Below are 17,552 nucleotides of genomic sequence, written 5' to 3' on the forward strand. Positions count from 1 at the left end.
TGCGCTGGGGCGGGTGAGCGCCCCAGCGCTGGTGCGGCTACTCCCGCAGGTACGTTTCGCTGAAGCTGGTGCCGCCGGAGCCGAGTGCGCCGGTCCGGGCCTCGTAGGCGCCGTTCGACGGGTCGAGCGCGACCGGGCCGAAGGATCCGAGAGAGCTTCCGTTGACGGTGGCCGAGGTGAAGTTGAGGGTGCCGAAGTTCGGGTAGGCCCCGGTCGGCGACTCGATGATGACCTCGGCGCTGGCCCTCTGGGAGGAGAGGGACTTGCTCGTGGTGTAGGTCCAGCCACGCGAGGAGTCGGTCAGCTTCAGGGTGTACTTGCTGCTTCCGGCGTAGGTCACCGAGGCGGTTATGTGGTCGCCCGCCGAAACCGGGTACGAACTGCGGCTCAGGTAGACCGGGTTCGCCGGGTACATCTCGTACCAGGCCTGGTGTACGGGGCTGCCGCTGGAGCAGTCGGTCGCCACCCCGGTCTGCTCCACGGTGGACGAGCCGTACCCGTCGATGCCGACCCAGGGAGCGTAAAGGTCGTCGGTGGAGTTGCAGGTCGCGTTCGCTTCGGTCCAGGCCGCCGAGACCGAAGTGAAACCGCTGCCCGTGGCGGCGTACCCGCCCCAGTTGTAACCGTTGATGTTGTAGTGCAAAGGGCGGAAGGACAGTCCCGGTGCGGCCGCCGCGCCGGCCGGCACGGCGGGGGCGGCAAGGGCGAGCGCCGCTACCGCAACGGGGGCGACGCGTGTCAGGAATCTGCGCATGCTGGCTCCTTCGTAGGGGGATCAGAATGCTCAAAACGCCACCCCTGGGCCGTGTGCGGAACTTGGGGCGGCAGTACAGAATCACTGACCGTCATGCACCTGTCAATATGGCATTGCGCGCCGCTGAACTGCCGTTCCCGAAAGAGGTCTTGGCAGCGCTCCCCGACGCTGTAAGTGCCGGATATCGCATCCGTCCTGGTCGCAGCCCTGGTTTCGTGCCGGCGGTGCGCGGTGGCAGCTGAGCATCCGCTGCGGGGAAGGCTGCTCGTGGGGCAGCTTCCCGCCGGCTGCGCGGTGAAGTTTCCCTGTGATCTCGGACACTCGTTCTTACGTGGCGAGGGTGTGTCGTTGTCGGGTCTCGTGCGGGGTCAGGTAGCCCCAGTCGGGTGCTTGCGTGGCCTGCGGCTGTTGTAGAAGGTCTCGATGGAGGTGGCCAGGTCCAGCCAGCAGGGCAGGTAGAGCCGGCCCTGCTCGGTAGGCAGGCAGGTGATGTCTGCGACCAGGCGGGTTCCGGGCCGGGCCGCGGTGAAGTCACGGCCGATCAGATCCGGTGCCGGCCGCGCCTGCTCGTCCAGGACCACGGGGATGCTTCAGCCCCACCTACGCACGGCGGTTGCGGCGATTGCCTATCGGTCCATGTCGACCGCTGTCCCGATCGTGGTCTACCGCGGGCCACGGCCTGCTGACAGGCTGGGGCCATGGATCGTATGGGCCTACCTGAGCAAGGGCGTGCTCTCCAGAAGGCCATGTACGAGGATCTGGAACGGGCGTTCGCGGTGAGTCCGGATCCCATGTACCAGATGCGGGCCCCGTGGCTCGCTCCCCGCACCCTGGCCGAATGCCACACCGTGGATGGCTCCCTGCAATCGCTCACCCTCGCCTACGGCCCCTGGGACACCGATCAGCCGCACATCCGCGTCACGACCTGGCGTGACCTGCCGGGCCAGGACTTCGAGCCCGACGCCCCCGCCGACCTCCTGGACGCCCCGGGCGAGGGCATCACGATCGGCATCGACGGCAATGCGACCGCTGCCACTCTCGTACGGCTGGCCAGTACCGCATGGCTGCTGCGCGCGGATCCCGGCCGGGTCCATCTGTTGGCTTCCGGGCGCGGACCGACCGGGGACCTCTCCTTCGAACCGCTGGCAGACATCAAGCCGGTGATCGACGCCCGCCGCAGGCTCCTGACCTCCACCGTAAAGGGCTTACCCCACCGCGCACCGTGATCGTGTGACGAGTTCTACGGCACGAGGAAGCTCGGCCTCAACGGACAGCCGTGATCCACAGGTATTGACCATTGCTCGTTCGAGTCTGCGCGACCGGCGATTCGCCATCCAGGATCGCCCGGTCACTCGGGTTGAGTTGGACCCGCTATCGGCTCAGTTGTCTGTCCAACACCGCGATCTGACAGTGGAGTGCGAGGATCTCTGCGTCCTTGGCCCGATCGCTCAGCGGCAGCAGGCGCAGCGCCGCGATCGCCGGTTCAGTTCCCGGCCGGGAAGGTCGGGGGTTTGGCGGGTGTGTGGAGCCAGACCTGGAAGAAGGAGGTCAGGGCTTTGCCGGACAGCCGCTCGGCCAGGTGCTGGAAGTCGGCGATGGTGGCGTTGCCGTAGCGGTGCAGCGTCGGCCACGCCCTGAGGAGGGCGAGGAAGGCGTGGTCGCCGATGGTGTTCCGGAGCGCCTGGAGGGTGAGTGCGCCGCGATCGTCGACGGCACGGTCGAAGAGGTGCTGAGGGCCGGGGTTGCCCGGTTCGACGGTCCAGAAGGGGTCGTCGGCGGGGTGGAGGTCGTAGATGTACTGGGCGATCTGCTGCATGGTGGCGACATGCTCGTGCGCCTCCCACAGCCAGGAGCCGTAGGTGGCGAAGCCCTCGTTCAGCCAGATGTCGGCCCAGCGGGCCAGCGAGACGCTGTCGCCGTACCACTGGTGGGCCAGCTCGTGGGCGACGACACCGGTGTCGGCGTCATCGGTGAAGTAGGCGGATCCGTAGAAGGCTCGCGTCTGGCTTTCCTGGGCGATTTTGGTGGTGACGTCCGGGACGTAGCCGCCGGCCGATTCGAAGGGGTACGGGCCGAACCAGCTGCTCAGGAAGTCGACGATCTCGGCGGTTCGTTCGACGGCGGCGCGGGCGTTGGCGGCGGTGGCGGGGGGCAGGGCGGGGGCGTAGGCGTTGATGACGGGGATGCCGGCCTTCGTGCGGCTGCGGGTGATGTCGAAGTGGCCGACAGCGAGGGTGGCCAGGTAGGTGGCTTCCGGTTCGCTCTCGTGCCAGTGGTAGGTGGTCCAGCCGTTCGCGGTGCGCCGGCTGACCAACAGCCCGTTGCTGATGCCCTGGTCACCGTCAGGGACCTGGACGCGTACGTCGTAGGTGGCCTTGTCCAGGGGGTGGTCGTTACTGGGGAACCACCACCACGCCGACTCCGGCTCGTTGGCGGCCACTGCGCCGTCGGGTGTGCGCTGCCAGGCGGTGAAGCCATAGCGCTTCACCGTGGACGGGACGCCGGAATAGGTGACGGCGACGGTGAACCGGTGGCCTTCGGGGAGGGTGCGGGCGGGGGTGACGACCAGTTCTTGTTCGCCGCCGGCGGTGAAGTGGGCGGGGCGTCCGTCGACGGTGACAGCGGTGGTCGTCAAGGCGAAGTCCAGGTCGAATCGGGTCAGGCCCTGGGTGGCGGTGGCGGTGATCAGGGCGGTGCCGTGGAGGCGGTCCGTGGCGGGCTGGTAGTTCACGTCGAGGTCGTAGTGGGAGACGTCGTAGCCGCCGTTGCCGTAGGTGGGGTAGTACGGGTCGCCCATGCCGGGGGCGCCCGGGCCCGCGGCGGCGGCCCCGGCCGGGGCCGCCGGGGCCGCCGGGATCGCCAGCAGCACGCTCAGCGCCGTGGCAACGGCGGACGCGATCACTCCGGTAGGCACAGGGATCCTCCAGCGGACACGGCTCGCCCCGGTCACCACAAGGTTGGTCTCCCGGCCGACCCTAGAAGGGCTCGCGCGCACCGGCCACCCGTCCTGCTCCGAACGGGACCGTGGCCACCCGCTCCTCGGCAACCGGGACCGCATCGTGGACCCCGGACAGTGGCTCCAGGTCCAGTTCGAGCTCCGACTCCGCCGACGACGCCGTTGCGGTTGCCACCGGTGGTGACCGAGCCGAAGCCCAGCTCCTGGGGCAGAAACTTCCAGCGGATCCCGCTGTCCAGCACGCACAGGATCCCGCGCAGCACCCTGCGACCATCCAGACGCTGACGACCCGGACGCCGCGGATTGCGCGGGACGAATCGATCCTTTGTCCAGGAGCCGTCAGGCGTCCCTCGCCGGGCGGGAATCGGGACCGGAATGATCGGAGCGGCATCCGTCGGTCGGGGATGGCCCACCCGAGAAGGTGCAGGGTCATCACTGCCGGGACCGCTGCGCTCGCTCACCGACTGGGCATCACATGAGCGCCCACACATGGGATGTCGACGCCTCCAGATCGCGTCTGACGGCCAATTCTCCCGACCCCGGGGAGCATCACCTTCGAGGCTCGACGGTGGATCCAGGTGCACCGAGGCCTTGACAGGAGCGCCGCGATGGGCGAACTTCGTATGCGAGCGTTATGTTAACGCTCACTTTACCGTGGTTCGCGGGATGCCGGTCCTCGCTGCCGCGGTTGTCCGTGCAGCGCCCAGGCGCTGACAGCGGATCCTTCCCCCCACGCTAGGAGATTGGCATCCCATGTCCCGGTACCAGATGCACCATGCCGTGGCGCGCCGCCTGCCGCCGGTTCGATCACGACCGCCAGGGTAGCGAGGCCGGGAGCACCGATGCGGCGGCCCACTGCACCCTCGGCAGCGGGCAGAGCATCAGCCGGGGCCGCAGCAGAACCCTGAGGACCTGCGGGCCAACGTGACCACCAGAAACGTCGCCCCCACGCGGCGGGTCACTACAGCCGCCGGCCTCGGCCACCTTCGGATTCCTCGCTACCGGCGCGGCATCCGCTCCCATCCTCACCAGCACCAGCACCAGCCCCTGGGCTACGGCGGGGCCTGAACGCCGACAGCACTCCTCCTGCTGCCTGCCGTCTCCCCCCGTCCGGGTGGCCTTCGCCGCCCGCCCCAGAGCTGCCTCTTCCCTTGGCCGGCCATTTCCGGCGCAGGCAGCTTCGTGCGCAAATCCCCCGCGTTCCCAAGGAGGACGCTGATGTCGTCATCAGCAACTGCCCGGCTCTCACGCCACGTCAGAAAATGGGCGGCCGCCGGGCGTGCGGCCGCAGCTCTCGCGGCCGGGCTCCTCGTCAATGGCACGACCACGTCGCAGGCCGCGGGCTCGCTGCCCTGTGACATCCACCAGTCCGGCGGTACGCCCTGCGTTGCCCCGCAGGACTCCTTCTGCTCCGGCACGACCTGCCTGATCACCGCGATCTACCACCAGTCAGGCCGCGGCAACGACCTCACCCAGGCACCCCCCGGCGGTGCGGCAGCCGGCCCGGACAACCTCGCCACCGGGGCCGGCTCGCCCGCAGCCCGGGCACGCTCCATCGTCGTTCCCTGACCAGCCCGGACCGACGCATCCCCCTACCAAGGCCCAGGAGAGAGAACCATGACACCACGACACGGCGAAGCAACGGCCCCGAAGCCGGTGTCCCCGTCCCGGCGAGCTGTACTGGCGGGGTTGGGCGTAGTGCCGATCCTCGCGGTCGCATTGCCGTCCGCCAGGGCGACCGCCGCGGCCGCGGCCGCCGTGGTCGTCGACCCGTCCGCGCGGCGGCAGACGATTCGCGGCTTCGGTGGCATGAACCACCCGGAATGGGCCGGCGACCTGACCGCCGCCCAGCGCGACACCGCGTTCGGCAACAGCGCGGGCCAGCTGGGGTTCTCCATCCTGCGGATCCACGTCGACGAGGACCGGTCGAACTGGAGCAAGGAGGTGGCGACGGCCCAGCGCGCGGTCGCCCATGGGGCGATCGTCTTCGCCTCGCCGTGGAATCCCCCGGCGAACATGGTTGAGACCTTCACTCGCGGCAGCCAGACCAACGCCCAGCGCCTGCGGTACGACATGTACGGCGCCTACGCCCAGCACCTGAACGACTTCACCCAGTTCATGAAGGACAACGGGGTGGATCTGTATGCCATCTCGATCCAGAACGAGCCCGACTACGCCTCGACCTGGACGTGGTGGACCGCGAGCGAGATCGTCACCTTCCTGCGGAACAACGCCGGTTCGATCAGCACCAGGGTCATCGCACCGGAGTCCTTCCAGTACATCAAGAGCATGTCCGACCCGATCCTCAACGACTCCACAGCACTGGCCACCATGGACATTCTCGGCGCCCACCTGTACGGCACAGCGTTCTCGAACTTCCCCTACCCCCTGTTCCAGCAGAAGGGGCAGGGCAAGGAACTGTGGATGACCGAGGTCTACTACCCCAACAGCACCGATTCCGCGGACCTGTGGCCCGCGGCGCTCGGCGTCGGGGAGCACATGCACCACGCGATGGTGGACGCCGAATTCCAGGCGTACGTGTGGTGGTACATCCGGCGCAGCTACGGCCCGATGCGCGAAGACGGGCAGATCAGCAAGCGCGGCGCCATCATGGCGCACTTCTCGAAGTTCGTCCGCCCGGGATACGTGCGCATCAACGCGGCCTCGAACCCGCAGACGAACGTCTACACGTCCGCCTATACAGGTGGCTCCACGGTGGTCATCGTGGCCGTCAACAAGGCGACCAGCGCGGTGAGCCAGCAGTTCACCCTGGCGAACACCTCTCCGTCCAGCGTGGCCTCCTACGTGACCGACGCCGGCAGGACCCTCGCGTCCCTGAGCGGGCCCAGCCTGGCCAACGGCACCCTCACCGCCTCACTGCCCGCGCAGAGCGTCACCACCTTCGTCGTCTCCGTCGGCTCCTCCTCCGGCAACGACACCCAGGCGCCGAGCACGCCCGGGACCCTCACCGCCTCCCAGGTCACGAGCACCTCCGTCACCCTGAGCTGGGCAGCATCCACCGACAACACCGCCGTGACCGGCTACGACGTGGTACGGCTCAGCGGCAGCACCGAGACCGCCGCCGCGTCCTCCACCACCAACCAGGCCACCGTCACCGGCCTGACCGCCGGCACCGCCTACACCTTCGCGGTCTACGCGCGCGACGCGGCAGGCAACCGCTCGTCCCGCAGTTCCACCGTCGGCGTCACCACCAGCACCGGCACCTCGACGGGGGGCTGCGGGGTCGGCTACCGGGTCACGAGCAGTTGGAGCGGTGGCTTCCAGGGCGAACTGGTGATACAGAACACCGGCACTGCCGCCCTCGACGGCTGGACCCTCACCTTCTCCTTCACCGCCGGACAGACCATCACGCAGATGTGGGGCGGAACCGCCGCCCAGAGCGGAGGCGCGGTGACCGTGACCCCGGCCGACTACACCCGTTCCATTCCCTCCGGCGGGTCCATCACCGTCGGCTTCCTCGCCGACCAGGGCAGCACCAACCCCGCACCGACCGGCTTCACGCTCAACGGTGGCGCCTGCACGACCGCCTGAGCATGGTTTCGGCCGACTGCGGAATTCCAGAGAGAAAAGGAGAGTCCGTACCATGCTGCACACATGGTGGCGCCGATTTCAGCGCGGTGTTTTCAGTACTGCCTTGGCGGTGACCGTCGCCGCGGGTGTTCTGGCGGGGACGGCCCCGTCGTCGCAGGCGGCGACACAGCAGCCGTGCGACATATACGCGGCGGGCGGTACGCCGTGTGTGGCCGCGCACAGCACGGTTCGCGCGCTGTACGGCACCTATACCGGGAGTCTCTATCAGGTGCGGCGGTCGTCCGACAGCACGACCAGGGACATCGGCGTCGTGACGGCCGGGGGCCGCGCCGACGCGGCCGCACAGGACTCCTTCTGCGCCAACACCTCCTGCGTGATCACCACCGTCTACGACCAGTCAGGCCACGGCAACGACCTGAGGTACCAGGGCCCCGGCGGTGCCGGCGGATCCGACACCCCCGCGAACGCCACCTCGGAGTCGCTCACGGTGGGCGGCGGCAAGGCGTACTCGCTCTACATCAACCCCGGCAACAGCTACTGGCGTGACGGTCACCTCACCGGCATCCCCACCGGCAGTGCGCCCGAAGGCGCGTACATGGTGACCAGCGGTACCCACGTCAACCACGGCTGCTGCTTCGACTACGGCAACAGCGAGACCGACCGCAAGGCCGACGGTGCCGGCGCGATGGATGCGATCTACTTCGGAACCAGTTGCTGGTTCGGCGGCTGCACCGGCACCGGACCCTGGGTCCAGGCAGACCTCGAATACGGGCTCTACTCCGGCGGCAGCCAGTCCTGGAACAGCAACCAGAAGGCTTTCACCAGCAAGTACGTCACCGCGATGCTCAAGAACAACGGCACCTCCAGATTCGCCATCAAGGGCGCCGACGCCCAGTCAGGAGGCCTGAGCACCCTGTGGGACGGCGCCCTGCCACCCGGCTACAGCCCCATGAAGAAACAGGGCGCGATCATCCTCGGCAGCGGCGGCGACTGCTGCAACGGCAACACCAACCAGTCCCAGGGCACCTTCTACGAAGGCGCCATCGTCGCCGGCTACCCCTCCGACACCACCGACAACGCCGTCCAGGCCAACATCGCCGCCAACGGATACGGGTCCACCACCAGCCCGGGGAACACCGTCACGGTCACCAACCCCGGTACGCAGAACGCGACCGCGGGCACCACAGTCAGCGCGCTGCAGATCCAGGCCGCCGACTCCGGCTCCGGGCAGACCCTGACCTTCACCGCCAGCGGGCTCCCCACCGGCCTTTCGATCAGCTCCTCCGGCCGGATCACGGGAACACCCACCACCGCCGGAAGCTATTCCGTCGCGGTGACCGCCACCGACTCCACAGGAGCCAGGGACACGACCTCCTTCACCTGGACCGTCGCCGGCGGCGGTTCCACCGGTGGGACATGCCACGTCGTCTACGCCAAGTCCAGCGAGTGGCCGGGCGGCTTCACCGGCGACGTGACCATCGGCAACACGGGCACCACGCCCGTCAACGGCTGGACCCTCACCTTCTCCTTCCCCGGCGACCAGAAGATCACCAACGGCTGGAACGCCACCGTGACCCAGTCGGGCACGTCCGTCACCGCCACCAACGTCGCCTACAACGCCACCGTCTCCCCCGCGGGCACTGTCTCCTTCGGGTTCCAGGGCACGTACACCTCCGATGACACCTCGCCGACCGCCTTCACGCTGAACGGCAGTACCTGCACCTGATCCCTCTGCGGCGCCGAGCGGGCCGCACCGCCCGGCCTGCTCGACCGGACGCGCAGCCCAAGGGCACCTGCAGCGCGGTCTGTTCGGAGCGCCGGATCACATCGAACGACCTTCAACCGTGGGCATCAGCAGACCCACGAGCGCTACGTGACGTGATGGAGCGCTCGTGGGTCGGCGTGCTGTCGTACCGGCGGGCGCCTTGCGGGTGCCGACGCCGTTGCACGTCACCCCCGCACGCACGGGCGGTGGTCGAACCAGTCGAAGGCGACACTGCCCTCGATGGCGTACATGCCGATCACCCGGCCGGTGAAACCGGTGCTGAGCTGGGTCGAGAGGTAACGGCCGTCGAGCTCGGCCAGCGGCTCCGCGTCCGACCCGACGACCGAGAAGACGATCGTGTCCGGCCCGCCTGCCTCGGTGCCGATCGGGCCGTCGTCCACCTGGTCGGCGGAGATGACGGAGGGCGGCAGGACCTCGGTCGTCCGGGTCTCGACGACCAGGGTGAGCGGTCCGGAAGGAACCGGGCGCCGGGCCACCGTCTGCCGCAGCGGCCCGATCCGGGCGACCACACTCACCTCTCCCCCACCCACTTCGATCTCGTAGTGATGCGCCTCGTCCATGCGCACGCACAGTCCACCGCGGCCCGCACCGGGGTCGAGGCGGGCGGAGGTGCGACCGTCCAGATGCTGCTGGCGGCGGCCGATGAAGGTGTGACCAGGGCGGTCGAGGGTCGAGCCGGTGGCATGGAGCGTCAGCCATCCGGGGCGGTCGTGCAAAGACCAGGAAGTCTCCGGACGGCTGCGTGGGGTGACCCATCGTGGCGCCAGCACCTGGGTGTCGAAGTCGTCACGGACCGTTTCGAGCGGCAGCGGGTGCCATGCCGCGGGAGCCGGATGCCGGGGCTGGACCGGACCGGCAACGGGCCAGCCGTCCTCCCAGCTCACCGGCGCGAGGAACATCTCCCGCCCCATGACGTGGAATCGGGGAAAGGCTCCGTGCGGGCGCGTGCCCAGCATGATCAGCCACCACGTGCCATCGGCGGCCTGGACGAGATCGGCGTGGCCGGTGCTCTGGATCGGCAGACTGGAACCGCGGTGGCTCAAGAAGGGGTTCGATGGGCACGGCTCGAACGGCCCACGGGGCGAGCGGCCACGGGCGATGGAGACTGCGTGCCCGTCCCCCGTGCCGCCTTCCGAGACCAGCAGGTACCACCAACCGTCGATACGAAAGAGATGCGGCGCCTCGGGGTACTGCCCACCGGAGCCCGACCACGTCTGCCACGGGCCTTCGAGGACCGCGCCCGTCGACGGGTCGATGCGCGCCGTACGGATCCCGGAGAAGGTGCACCAGCATCCGCCCTCGTCATCCCAGAAGAGGTCGGGGTCGACGCCGGGCAGGTCGACATGCACCGGATCGGACCACGGCCCTGCCGGCTGCTCGCTGGTGACGATCAGATGCCCGCCGGGGATCCCGCCTGCGCCCACCCGCGAGGTGATCACGTAGAACAGGCCGTCGTGATGGCGGATCGTCGGCGCGTAGATTCCGCGGGAGGACGGTGTGCGGTCCGTCAGGTCCAGCTGGCCGGCCCGGTCCAGGACGTTGCCGATCTGCTGCCAGTGCACCAGGTCACGGCTGTGGAAGAGGGGTACTCCCGGGAAGTACTCGAAGCTTGAACACACTGCGTAGTAATCCTCCCCGACCCGGCACACACTCGGATCGGGGTGGAACCCGCTTATCACTGGATTGTCGTACGTGCGCATGGGGATGAGTCCTCTTTCGGTTCGCGAACGTAGGGCGGCCGCGCTGCGCAGGCGGATACCGACAGCAGTGCCGCAGGGGCCGGATGACACGCCGGCACGCTGCTGGTGCCCCGTTCCCACGGGCCTCACTGACGCAGCCCGAAACGGTAGACGGTCGTCGACCGGTACACGTCGCCCGGCCCGAGCCACGAGGAGGGGAAGTCCGGCCGATGCGGCGCGTCAGGGAAGTGCTGTGTCTCCAGGGCGATGCCGCCGTACCGCGGGACGGGGCGGCCCCGCGGATCGGGGAAGGAACTGTCGAAGTGGTTGCCCGTATAGACCTGGAGCCCGGGCTCGGTCGTCAGGCATTCCAACCGGCGTCCCGACCCGGGATGGCTGAGTACCGCTGCGGTCGCCACCGTGCCGGGAGTGCGCGCCCGCAGGACCCAGTTGTGGTCGAACCCGGCGCCCGCCATGCGTATCTGCTCGTTCCCCGATGCCAGCGCCCGGCGCAGCCCCGCGGGCTCCCTGAGATCGAAGGGGGTTCCTGCCACCGCCTCGTGAGGTCCGGGGAGGGGCAGCAGGCTGGGATCGACGCGTGTGTAATGATCCGCTGCCACCTGGAGCTCGTGGTCCAGCACCGTCTCGTCCTCACCCGCCGCGAGGTTCCAGTACGCGTGGTTGGTCAGGTTGACCACGGTGAGGGCATCGCTTGTGGCGGCGTAGTCGATGGCCAGAGCTCCCTCATCGCTGAGGGTGTAGGTGACCGTCGCTTCGAGCCGGCCGGGGAAGCCCTGGTCCCCCGCCGGGCTGACAAGGGTGAACTCGACGCCGGCAACGGTCCCGTCGCCGGCCGGGCGGGCCGACCACGATCGCAGGTCGAATCCGTCCTCTCCGCCATGCAGCGTGTGACCGTTCTCGTTGGCGCTCAGGGGCAGCATGCTCCCGTGCAGAGGGAGCAGCGCGCCGCCGATGCGGTTGGCGTACCGTCCGATCGTGGCACCGAAGTATCGCGCCGCGCCGAACCGGTCCGCGATGTGCAGAGGGCTGACCACTACCTCGGCGATGCGCCCCACCCGGTCAGGGCAGCGGACCGAGTGCAGGCTCGCGCCGAGGTCGAGGAGTTCCACGGTGATTGGTCCGGCGGCAAGGTGCCAGTGTTCGACCTCACGGCCGTCCGGAAGGGCTCCGCCGGTCGAACGTGTGACGGTGGGCATGATGCTCCCTACGCGTGAGTGGGTGCGGGCCGTGCGCACGCGTCCACCGGACGGGACCTTGCGGGAAGGACCGTCCGGCCGATGACCCGCGGTGCAGGTGACGGGTCACAGTCCGCCTGCGAGGCGGTAATAGGCCTGGTTCCAGCGGATCTCCTTGGTGAACTGCCGGACGGTGGTGTCCGCGTCGATCATCAGGAGTTCGGTGCCGAGCATGTCGGCCAGGTCTCCGAGTTCCTCGGTGCCGACGGCTGAGGACAGCACCGTGTGGTGGGGACCGCCGGCGGTCAGCCATGCCTCGGTCGAGGTCCGCAGGTCGGGGGCCGGCCGCCAGACCGCACGTGCCACGGGGAGCCGCGGCAGTGGCTCGGGCGGTGGGACGACGTCGATCGCGTTGGCCACCAGCCGGAAGCGGTCGCCCATGTCGGCCATACCGACCACGACCGCAGGCCCGGGCGCGGCGTCGAAGACGAGCCGTACCGGGTCCTCACGGCCCCCGATGCCCAGCGGGTGGATCTCGCACGACGGCCGGTCGGCGGCGATGCTGGGGCAGACCTCCAGCATGTGCGCGCCCAGGATCACCTCGTTCCCAGGCGCAAGGTGGTAGGTGTAGTCCTCCATGAACGAGGTTCCCCCGGGCATCCCCGCGCCCACGGTCTTGAGCGTGTGCAGCAGCACCGACGTCTTCCAGTCGCCCTCGCCGCCGAAGCCGTATCCGTCGGCCATCAGGCGCTGTACGGCCAGTCCGGGCAGCTGCCGAAGTCCGCCGAGGTCTTCGAAGTTGGTGGTGAAGGCGCCGAAGCCGCCGTCCGTGAGGAACGCCCTCAGACCCAACTCGATGCGCGCGGCGTAGCGCAGTGACTCGTGGCGGTCACCGCCCACGGCGAGCTCGGGAGCCAGCCGGTAGACGGCGGCGTACTCCTTGACCAGTTCACTGACCGCGGCGTCGTCGGTCGAGTCCACTGCCTCGACGAGTTCGTTGACGCCGTAGGTGTTGACGGACACCCCGAAACGCAACTGCGCTTCGACCTTGTCGCCCTCGGTCACAGCGACATCGCGCATGTTGTCGCCGAAACGCGCGAGTCGCAGCTCGCGCAGCGCGGCACGGCCGAGGGCAGCACGCATCCACGCATGGACCCTGGACAGCACCGCCGGGTCCGACACATGGCCGGCCACCGTCTTTCGCACCACGTTCAGCCGGGACTGTATGTACCCGAACTCGCGGTCGCCGTGGGCAGCCTGGTTGAGATTCATGAAGTCCATGTCGATCGTCGCCCACGGCAGATCGGCGTTGGCCTGGGTGTGCAGGTGCAGAAACGGTTTGCTCAGCAGGTCCAGACCGGCGATCCACATCTTGGCCGGCGAGAAGGTGTGCATCCACGCGATCAGCCCGACGCACTCCGCGGTGGCGTTCGCATCCAGCACCGTGGTCGTAATCGCCGCGGCGTCCGTCAGAACGGGCTTCCACACCACACGGACCGGCGAACCGGCTGCCGCGGCAAGTTGCCGGGCGATGTCCCGCGACTGCTCGGCGACCTGGCGCAGCGTGTCCTCTCCGTACAGGCCTTGGCTCCCGGTGAGGAACCACACCTCACGCTGGTCGGACGATGTCATGGTTCAGACTCCTCACGGGGTGGACGGCCCGGGCCGGCCGTAGCCGTTCTGGTACCGGTCGTACAGACGGTCGATATCGGACTGCGCGATCGGCAGCGGATCCCCGAGCAGCCGGGAGGTGTGCACCGTGCGCGCGACGCCCTCACACATCACGGCGCCTCCACGGCCGCACGGGCGTCCTTACCGATGGCGAACACCCCGTGGTTGCGCATGAGCACAGCGGGCGGGCGGTGGCTCCTGGACGACGGCGGGAGATCCCCCTCCGGACGAGTTCCTGGTGCAGGTCGCTGACCTGCCGACGCAGGGCGATGGCAGGTCGCTGACCTGCCGACGCAGGGCGATGACCGTCCCGTCGGATGCCGTCGGCGGGGGCGGCTCCTCATGATGGCGGACCTCACTGGAAGGAATGAGCGCTAACAATTGGGATGAGCGCTAACAAACGGGCTCGCACAGCGGCGTCCCCTCCCACGGGGTCGGCAGAACCGTGCAGGCGGTGAAGTCCGTGGCGAGGCCGATCACCTGGTCGGACTGCACCCCGGCGGCCGCCAGCGCGCGAGGAACGGCGAAGCGCAGCACATCGCGCCAGTCCTGCGGGATCTGCAACGCCCAGTCCGGAGGCAGGGCGGAACCGCTCCCGGGCAGGGCGGACTCGACGACACCGTGCGTGTACTCGTGCACCGCGGTGCCCAACTCCCGTCCGTCCTCGACGGCGACGACCAGGGCACGCCCCGACAGCGTGCCGAAGTCGACTCCGACGGTGACCGCGGGTGGATCGCTTGTCATGGTTGTCTCCAGATATGCGGGAAGTCCCGGTCGTGAGCCGGAACTTCCCGCCGCGAGAGCCTGCGTCAGGCGGGAGTGCTGCTACTGCGGACTATCAGGCGGGGCTCGATGACCACGCGTTCGTCGTTCGGCATCCCGCTCGCCTCCAGCCGGCTGAGGAGCAGGCGGATGCTGGCCTGGCCGACGGCTGCGAAGTCCTGCCGAACGGTGGTCAGCGGCGGTGCGAAGAACTCCGCCTCGGGGATGTCGTCGAACCCGGCGATGGCCACCTGCCCGGGGACGGACAGGCCGGCCTCCCGGAAGGCTCGCAGCACGCCCAGCGCCATCTGGTCGTTCGCCACGAAGACCGCAGTGACGTCGGGAGAACGGCGACGCGCCCCGCTGGCGGCGACCCTGCCCGCCAGCTCCTGGCCGGCCCGGTAACCGGAGAGCGGTGTCCAGTCGCCGACGAGCGGCGGCGGGACTTCCACACCCGCGTCTTCCAACGTGCTGCGCCAGCCGCGGACACGGGCCTCTGCCTCCAGCCAGTCGGACGGCCCTGCAACGTGCCAGACGGTCCGGTGCCCCGCACCGAGCAGGTGGCCGGTCACCAGGCGGGCACCGAGATCCTGGTCGACCGACACTCCCGGTATCGGCAGCGAGTGCCCGCCCTCGACCGTCACCACCGGGAAGGGCAGCCGCAGATCCGCCAGCGCGGCGACCGCGGCGCGATGCGGGACGATCACCACGATGCCCTCCACCCCCCAGTCGCTGAGGTGGTCGATCGCCTCGGAGAGCGCCTTGGCGCTGTAGCGGCGCAACGTGACGGCGGAGACCATGAATCCCTCGTCGCGGGCAGCCTCCTCGAGACCGAACAGCATACTCGCGGGGCCGAAGAGGGTCGGGTTGCAGGCCACCACGCCCAGCGTCAGCGTCCGCCGTGTCACCAGTGCCCGCGCCGAGGAGTTCCGCCGGTATCCGAGCTCCTCGATCGCCCGCAGCACATCCGCCCGTGTCGTGTCACGTACATTGGGGTGATTGCTCAGCACCCTCGAAACCGTCTGATGCGACACCCCAGCGCGCTGGGCCACGTCGGCCATCGTGGGTGCCCGACGCGGTCCGGTACTCGGCGCGGATTGCGACATATGACTCCCATCAGTGGTGACGTTATTGTTAGCGTTCACAGATATCGGAGTCAAGCCCTCTCACCACAAACTCACCGACCGGGTCGGCCCAGCTCAGCCCGTTGGCCGCACATACGATCCGGCAAACTCGGACAGCTGCCTGCCGGCGAGGGGAGACCGCTGTGCGACCGGGACGGGCGGGGCACGGTGCTGTCTGCTGACACCATGAACGTACCCAGTAAAAGGGCAAAGGATTGTTCGTCGCAGAGACCGATCGGCCCCCCCGGTTCCGGGGGGCCGCCACTGGCTGCCGCTCGGGTGGGAACCCGGCAGCCAGTGGCGGCTGAGCCGGCCGAATGGTGCGGGTCAGCGCGGGTTGAGCTTCCACAGGTGGTCAGCCGTGCCGTTGTCGTCCCACTGCAGGACCTGGGCGCCACTGCTGGTACTCATGTTCTGCACGCCCAGCAGCAGTCCGCTGTGGCTGTTGACGATCTTGTAGTAGCCCGTGCCGTCCGGGTTCAGGCGCCACAGGTGGTCGGCGGTGCCGCTGTCGCCCCAGATCAAAGCGGTGCCTCCGTCGGATGTGCTCATGTTGGTGATTCCGAGCACGAGCCCGCTCGCCTGGTTGCGGATCTTGTACAGGCCCGAACCGGCGGACGCCAGCGTCCACTTCTGCGTCGCCGAGCTGTTGGGCGTGGCCTGGTCGACCAGCGCGCCCTGCCCGGTCGCCTCGTTCTGGGTGTCGAGTGCCAGGCCGCTGTTCTTGTTGGCGATCTGGTACGTACCGTCCAGTGTGGAACCCCCGCTCGCCGGCGTGATCACCAGATGGTAGGCGTAGGTGCTGTTCGCCGTAACGGGAACGGTGAGGCTGCCGTTGCTCACAGCGTAGTCGGACTCCGAGACGGTGGTGGGTCCGGACACCCCGACCGTGCGTCCGGGGGAAGGCGTGTACTCCACCTTGACGTGAACGGTCGAACCGAAGGCGGACAGCGCGCCGAGTCCGTTCACGGTGACGGCCGAGTCGCCTGAGCTGCCGCCGAAGACCACGTCGATCTCGTTGCCTGCGCTGTTGCGCGAGGCCGCACCGTCGATGCCGGTCTGCGCAGGAGGCGTGGTGACGAGCATGGAGCCGCTCATGTCGGCGTACCACTTGTAGAGCCAGTAAGCACCGTTCGGGCTGCCTCCCTGACCGGTGAGCAGGTCGCCGAGCGCGCCGGACTGGTTCCAGAACGCCAGCTCGGCATCGTGGACGCCGAGCCGCTCGAACTTCGCGATGTACCCCACCAGAGCGCCGGGGACGCCGACTTCGGACGGCGCCGCGTACTCCTCGATCGCGATCGGGCGCGGCGAGATGCCGTACTTGTTCTCCAGGCTGGTGACCGTTGCGACGTCACCTGCGATCTTCGACGACCGTGACAGCTCGTGCCAGGCGATGATGTCCGGCACGGTGTTGGTGGCCACCGCGTTCCGCAGGAAGTTGTCCATGTCGCTGATGTTGTCCGAGAAGCTCGGTCCCTGGATCGGCGTCGTGGAGTCCTTGGACCGGATCTCGCGGTAGGTCCGGGTCCAGAAGTCCTCGAAGGTCCCGTTGGAGGACAGCCAGGTGTTGTCCGACTCGTTCCAGGGCGCGTACGCGGCCAGGTTCGTGATCCCGGAGGCCTTGGTCTGCGCGATCTGGTCGTCGACCACGGACAGCCAGTTGCTCCAGCTGAACTGGTAGGGCCAGCCCGCGTAGTAGTCCGAGAGCCGGTTGACGACCTTCGCGCCGGCCCGCGCCGCTTTCGGCGCCACCGTCAGGATGTCGCCGGTGCCCTGCTGATGACCGCCCTGAGGCTTCTGGACGAACGTGTTCGGCTTGATCGCCTGCACCAGGCTGTCAGCCGGCGTACTGGCGTTCGCCAGGCCGTACAGACTGCCGGTGGCGACATGAGTGACCGGGCGCAGCACTTGGTTAGCGCTAACAACCAAGGTCGTAGAGGGGGACGCCGCTGCTTGCGCAGGTGGGCCGGCGATCACGGCGGAACCAACGGCCAGCACGGCGGCACCGAGGCCTACCGCGCCGGTCAGCCGCCGGCTGGTGCGGAAATGCGCGAATCCACGCATGAAAGACA

Annotated in this window: 14 protein-coding genes and 2 pseudogenes; 5 read left to right on the plus strand and 11 right to left on the minus strand. The window is 68.7% G+C overall.

The annotated features are described in order from the left end of the window. Positions 1–37: 37 nt before the first annotated feature. Both NFU81_RS24105 and NFU81_RS41345 read right to left on the minus strand, forming a co-directional pair. Positions 38–754, minus strand: coding sequence for a G1 family glutamic endopeptidase (locus tag NFU81_RS24105; protein ID WP_251493346.1), 717 nt, complete (start codon positions 752–754; stop codon positions 38–40). 368 nt (positions 755–1,122) lie between these two features. Then, positions 1,123–1,335: a hypothetical protein gene (locus tag NFU81_RS41345; protein WP_422665270.1), complete on the minus strand. Its 213-nt coding sequence runs from the start codon at positions 1,333–1,335 to the stop codon at positions 1,123–1,125. A gap of 117 nt (positions 1,336–1,452) precedes the next feature. Here NFU81_RS41345 and NFU81_RS24115 point away from each other — a divergent pair, with 117 nt between their 5' ends. Next, entirely contained in the window at positions 1,453–1,980 is a 528-nt protein-coding gene (locus NFU81_RS24115; protein WP_251493348.1) for a hypothetical protein, read from the plus strand. Between the two features lie 257 nt (positions 1,981–2,237). Here the strand turns inward: NFU81_RS24115 and NFU81_RS24120 are convergent, their stop codons facing one another. Beyond that, positions 2,238–3,668 (minus strand): M1 family metallopeptidase, encoded by a 1,431-nt coding sequence (locus NFU81_RS24120; protein WP_251493350.1) that lies wholly within the window; start codon positions 3,666–3,668, stop codon positions 2,238–2,240. A 1,260-nt stretch (positions 3,669–4,928) separates the two neighbouring features. Here NFU81_RS24120 and NFU81_RS24130 point away from each other — a divergent pair. The 4 genes and pseudogenes from NFU81_RS24130 to NFU81_RS24145 all read left to right on the plus strand — a co-directional run bounded on the left by NFU81_RS24130 (position 4,929) and on the right by NFU81_RS24145 (position 8,988). Further along, positions 4,929–5,279 (plus strand): arabinofuranosidase catalytic domain-containing protein, encoded by a 351-nt coding sequence (locus NFU81_RS24130; protein WP_422665271.1) that lies wholly within the window; start codon positions 4,929–4,931, stop codon positions 5,277–5,279. Positions 5,280–5,408: 129 nt separating this feature from the next. Further along, positions 5,409–7,262 carry a glucuronoarabinoxylan endo-1,4-beta-xylanase XynC gene (xynC, locus tag NFU81_RS24135; RefSeq protein WP_251493464.1) on the plus strand — a complete coding sequence of 618 codons (1,854 nt, stop codon included), beginning with the start codon at positions 5,409–5,411 and terminating at the stop codon, positions 7,260–7,262. 172 nt (positions 7,263–7,434) lie between these two features. Continuing rightward, a pseudogene (locus tag NFU81_RS24140) lies at positions 7,435–8,373 on the plus strand (arabinofuranosidase catalytic domain-containing protein); the annotation flags it as partial. Beyond that, positions 8,356–8,988, plus strand: coding sequence for a cellulose binding domain-containing protein (locus NFU81_RS24145; protein ID WP_274037776.1), 633 nt, complete (start codon positions 8,356–8,358; stop codon positions 8,986–8,988). The pseudogene NFU81_RS24140 and the gene NFU81_RS24145, both read left to right, overlap by 18 nt. Positions 8,989–9,212: 224 nt before the next feature. Here NFU81_RS24145 and NFU81_RS24150 read toward each other — a convergent pair whose 3' ends face one another. From NFU81_RS24150 to NFU81_RS24180, 8 genes and pseudogenes are all read right to left on the minus strand, one after another. Then, a complete protein-coding gene (locus tag NFU81_RS24150) occupies positions 9,213–10,748 on the minus strand; it encodes a glycoside hydrolase family 43 protein (protein ID WP_251493352.1) in 1,536 nt (511 codons plus the stop codon). Between the two features lie 125 nt (positions 10,749–10,873). Beyond that, positions 10,874–11,944, minus strand: a complete 1,071-nt coding sequence (locus NFU81_RS24155; RefSeq protein ID WP_251493354.1) for an aldose epimerase family protein — start codon at positions 11,942–11,944, stop codon at positions 10,874–10,876. Between the two features lie 105 nt (positions 11,945–12,049). After that, positions 12,050–13,555, minus strand: a complete 1,506-nt coding sequence (gene araA / locus NFU81_RS24160; protein ID WP_251493356.1) for an L-arabinose isomerase — start codon at positions 13,553–13,555, stop codon at positions 12,050–12,052. 12 nt (positions 13,556–13,567) lie between these two features. After that, entirely contained in the window at positions 13,568–13,705 is a 138-nt protein-coding gene (locus tag NFU81_RS24165; RefSeq protein ID WP_251493358.1) for a hypothetical protein, read from the minus strand. Next, positions 13,705–13,938 carry a class II aldolase/adducin family protein gene (locus NFU81_RS41350; protein ID WP_422665272.1) on the minus strand — a complete coding sequence of 78 codons (234 nt, stop codon included), beginning with the start codon at positions 13,936–13,938 and terminating at the stop codon, positions 13,705–13,707. The genes NFU81_RS24165 and NFU81_RS41350 overlap by 1 nt, the downstream gene beginning before the upstream one ends. A gap of 67 nt (positions 13,939–14,005) precedes the next feature. Continuing rightward, positions 14,006–14,338, minus strand: a pseudogene (locus NFU81_RS24170) (ribulokinase); the annotation flags it as partial. A 65-nt stretch (positions 14,339–14,403) separates the two neighbouring features. After that, positions 14,404–15,462: a LacI family DNA-binding transcriptional regulator gene (locus NFU81_RS24175; protein ID WP_251493360.1), complete on the minus strand. Its 1,059-nt coding sequence runs from the start codon at positions 15,460–15,462 to the stop codon at positions 14,404–14,406. 345 nt (positions 15,463–15,807) lie between these two features. Continuing rightward, positions 15,808–17,388 (minus strand): RICIN domain-containing protein, encoded by a 1,581-nt coding sequence (locus tag NFU81_RS24180; protein WP_251493362.1) that lies wholly within the window; start codon positions 17,386–17,388, stop codon positions 15,808–15,810. Between the last annotated feature and the right edge of the window lie 164 nt (positions 17,389–17,552).

This window comes from Actinacidiphila cocklensis (assembly GCF_907177275.1).
GTDB lineage: Bacteria > Actinomycetota > Actinomycetes > Streptomycetales > Streptomycetaceae > Actinacidiphila > Actinacidiphila cocklensis.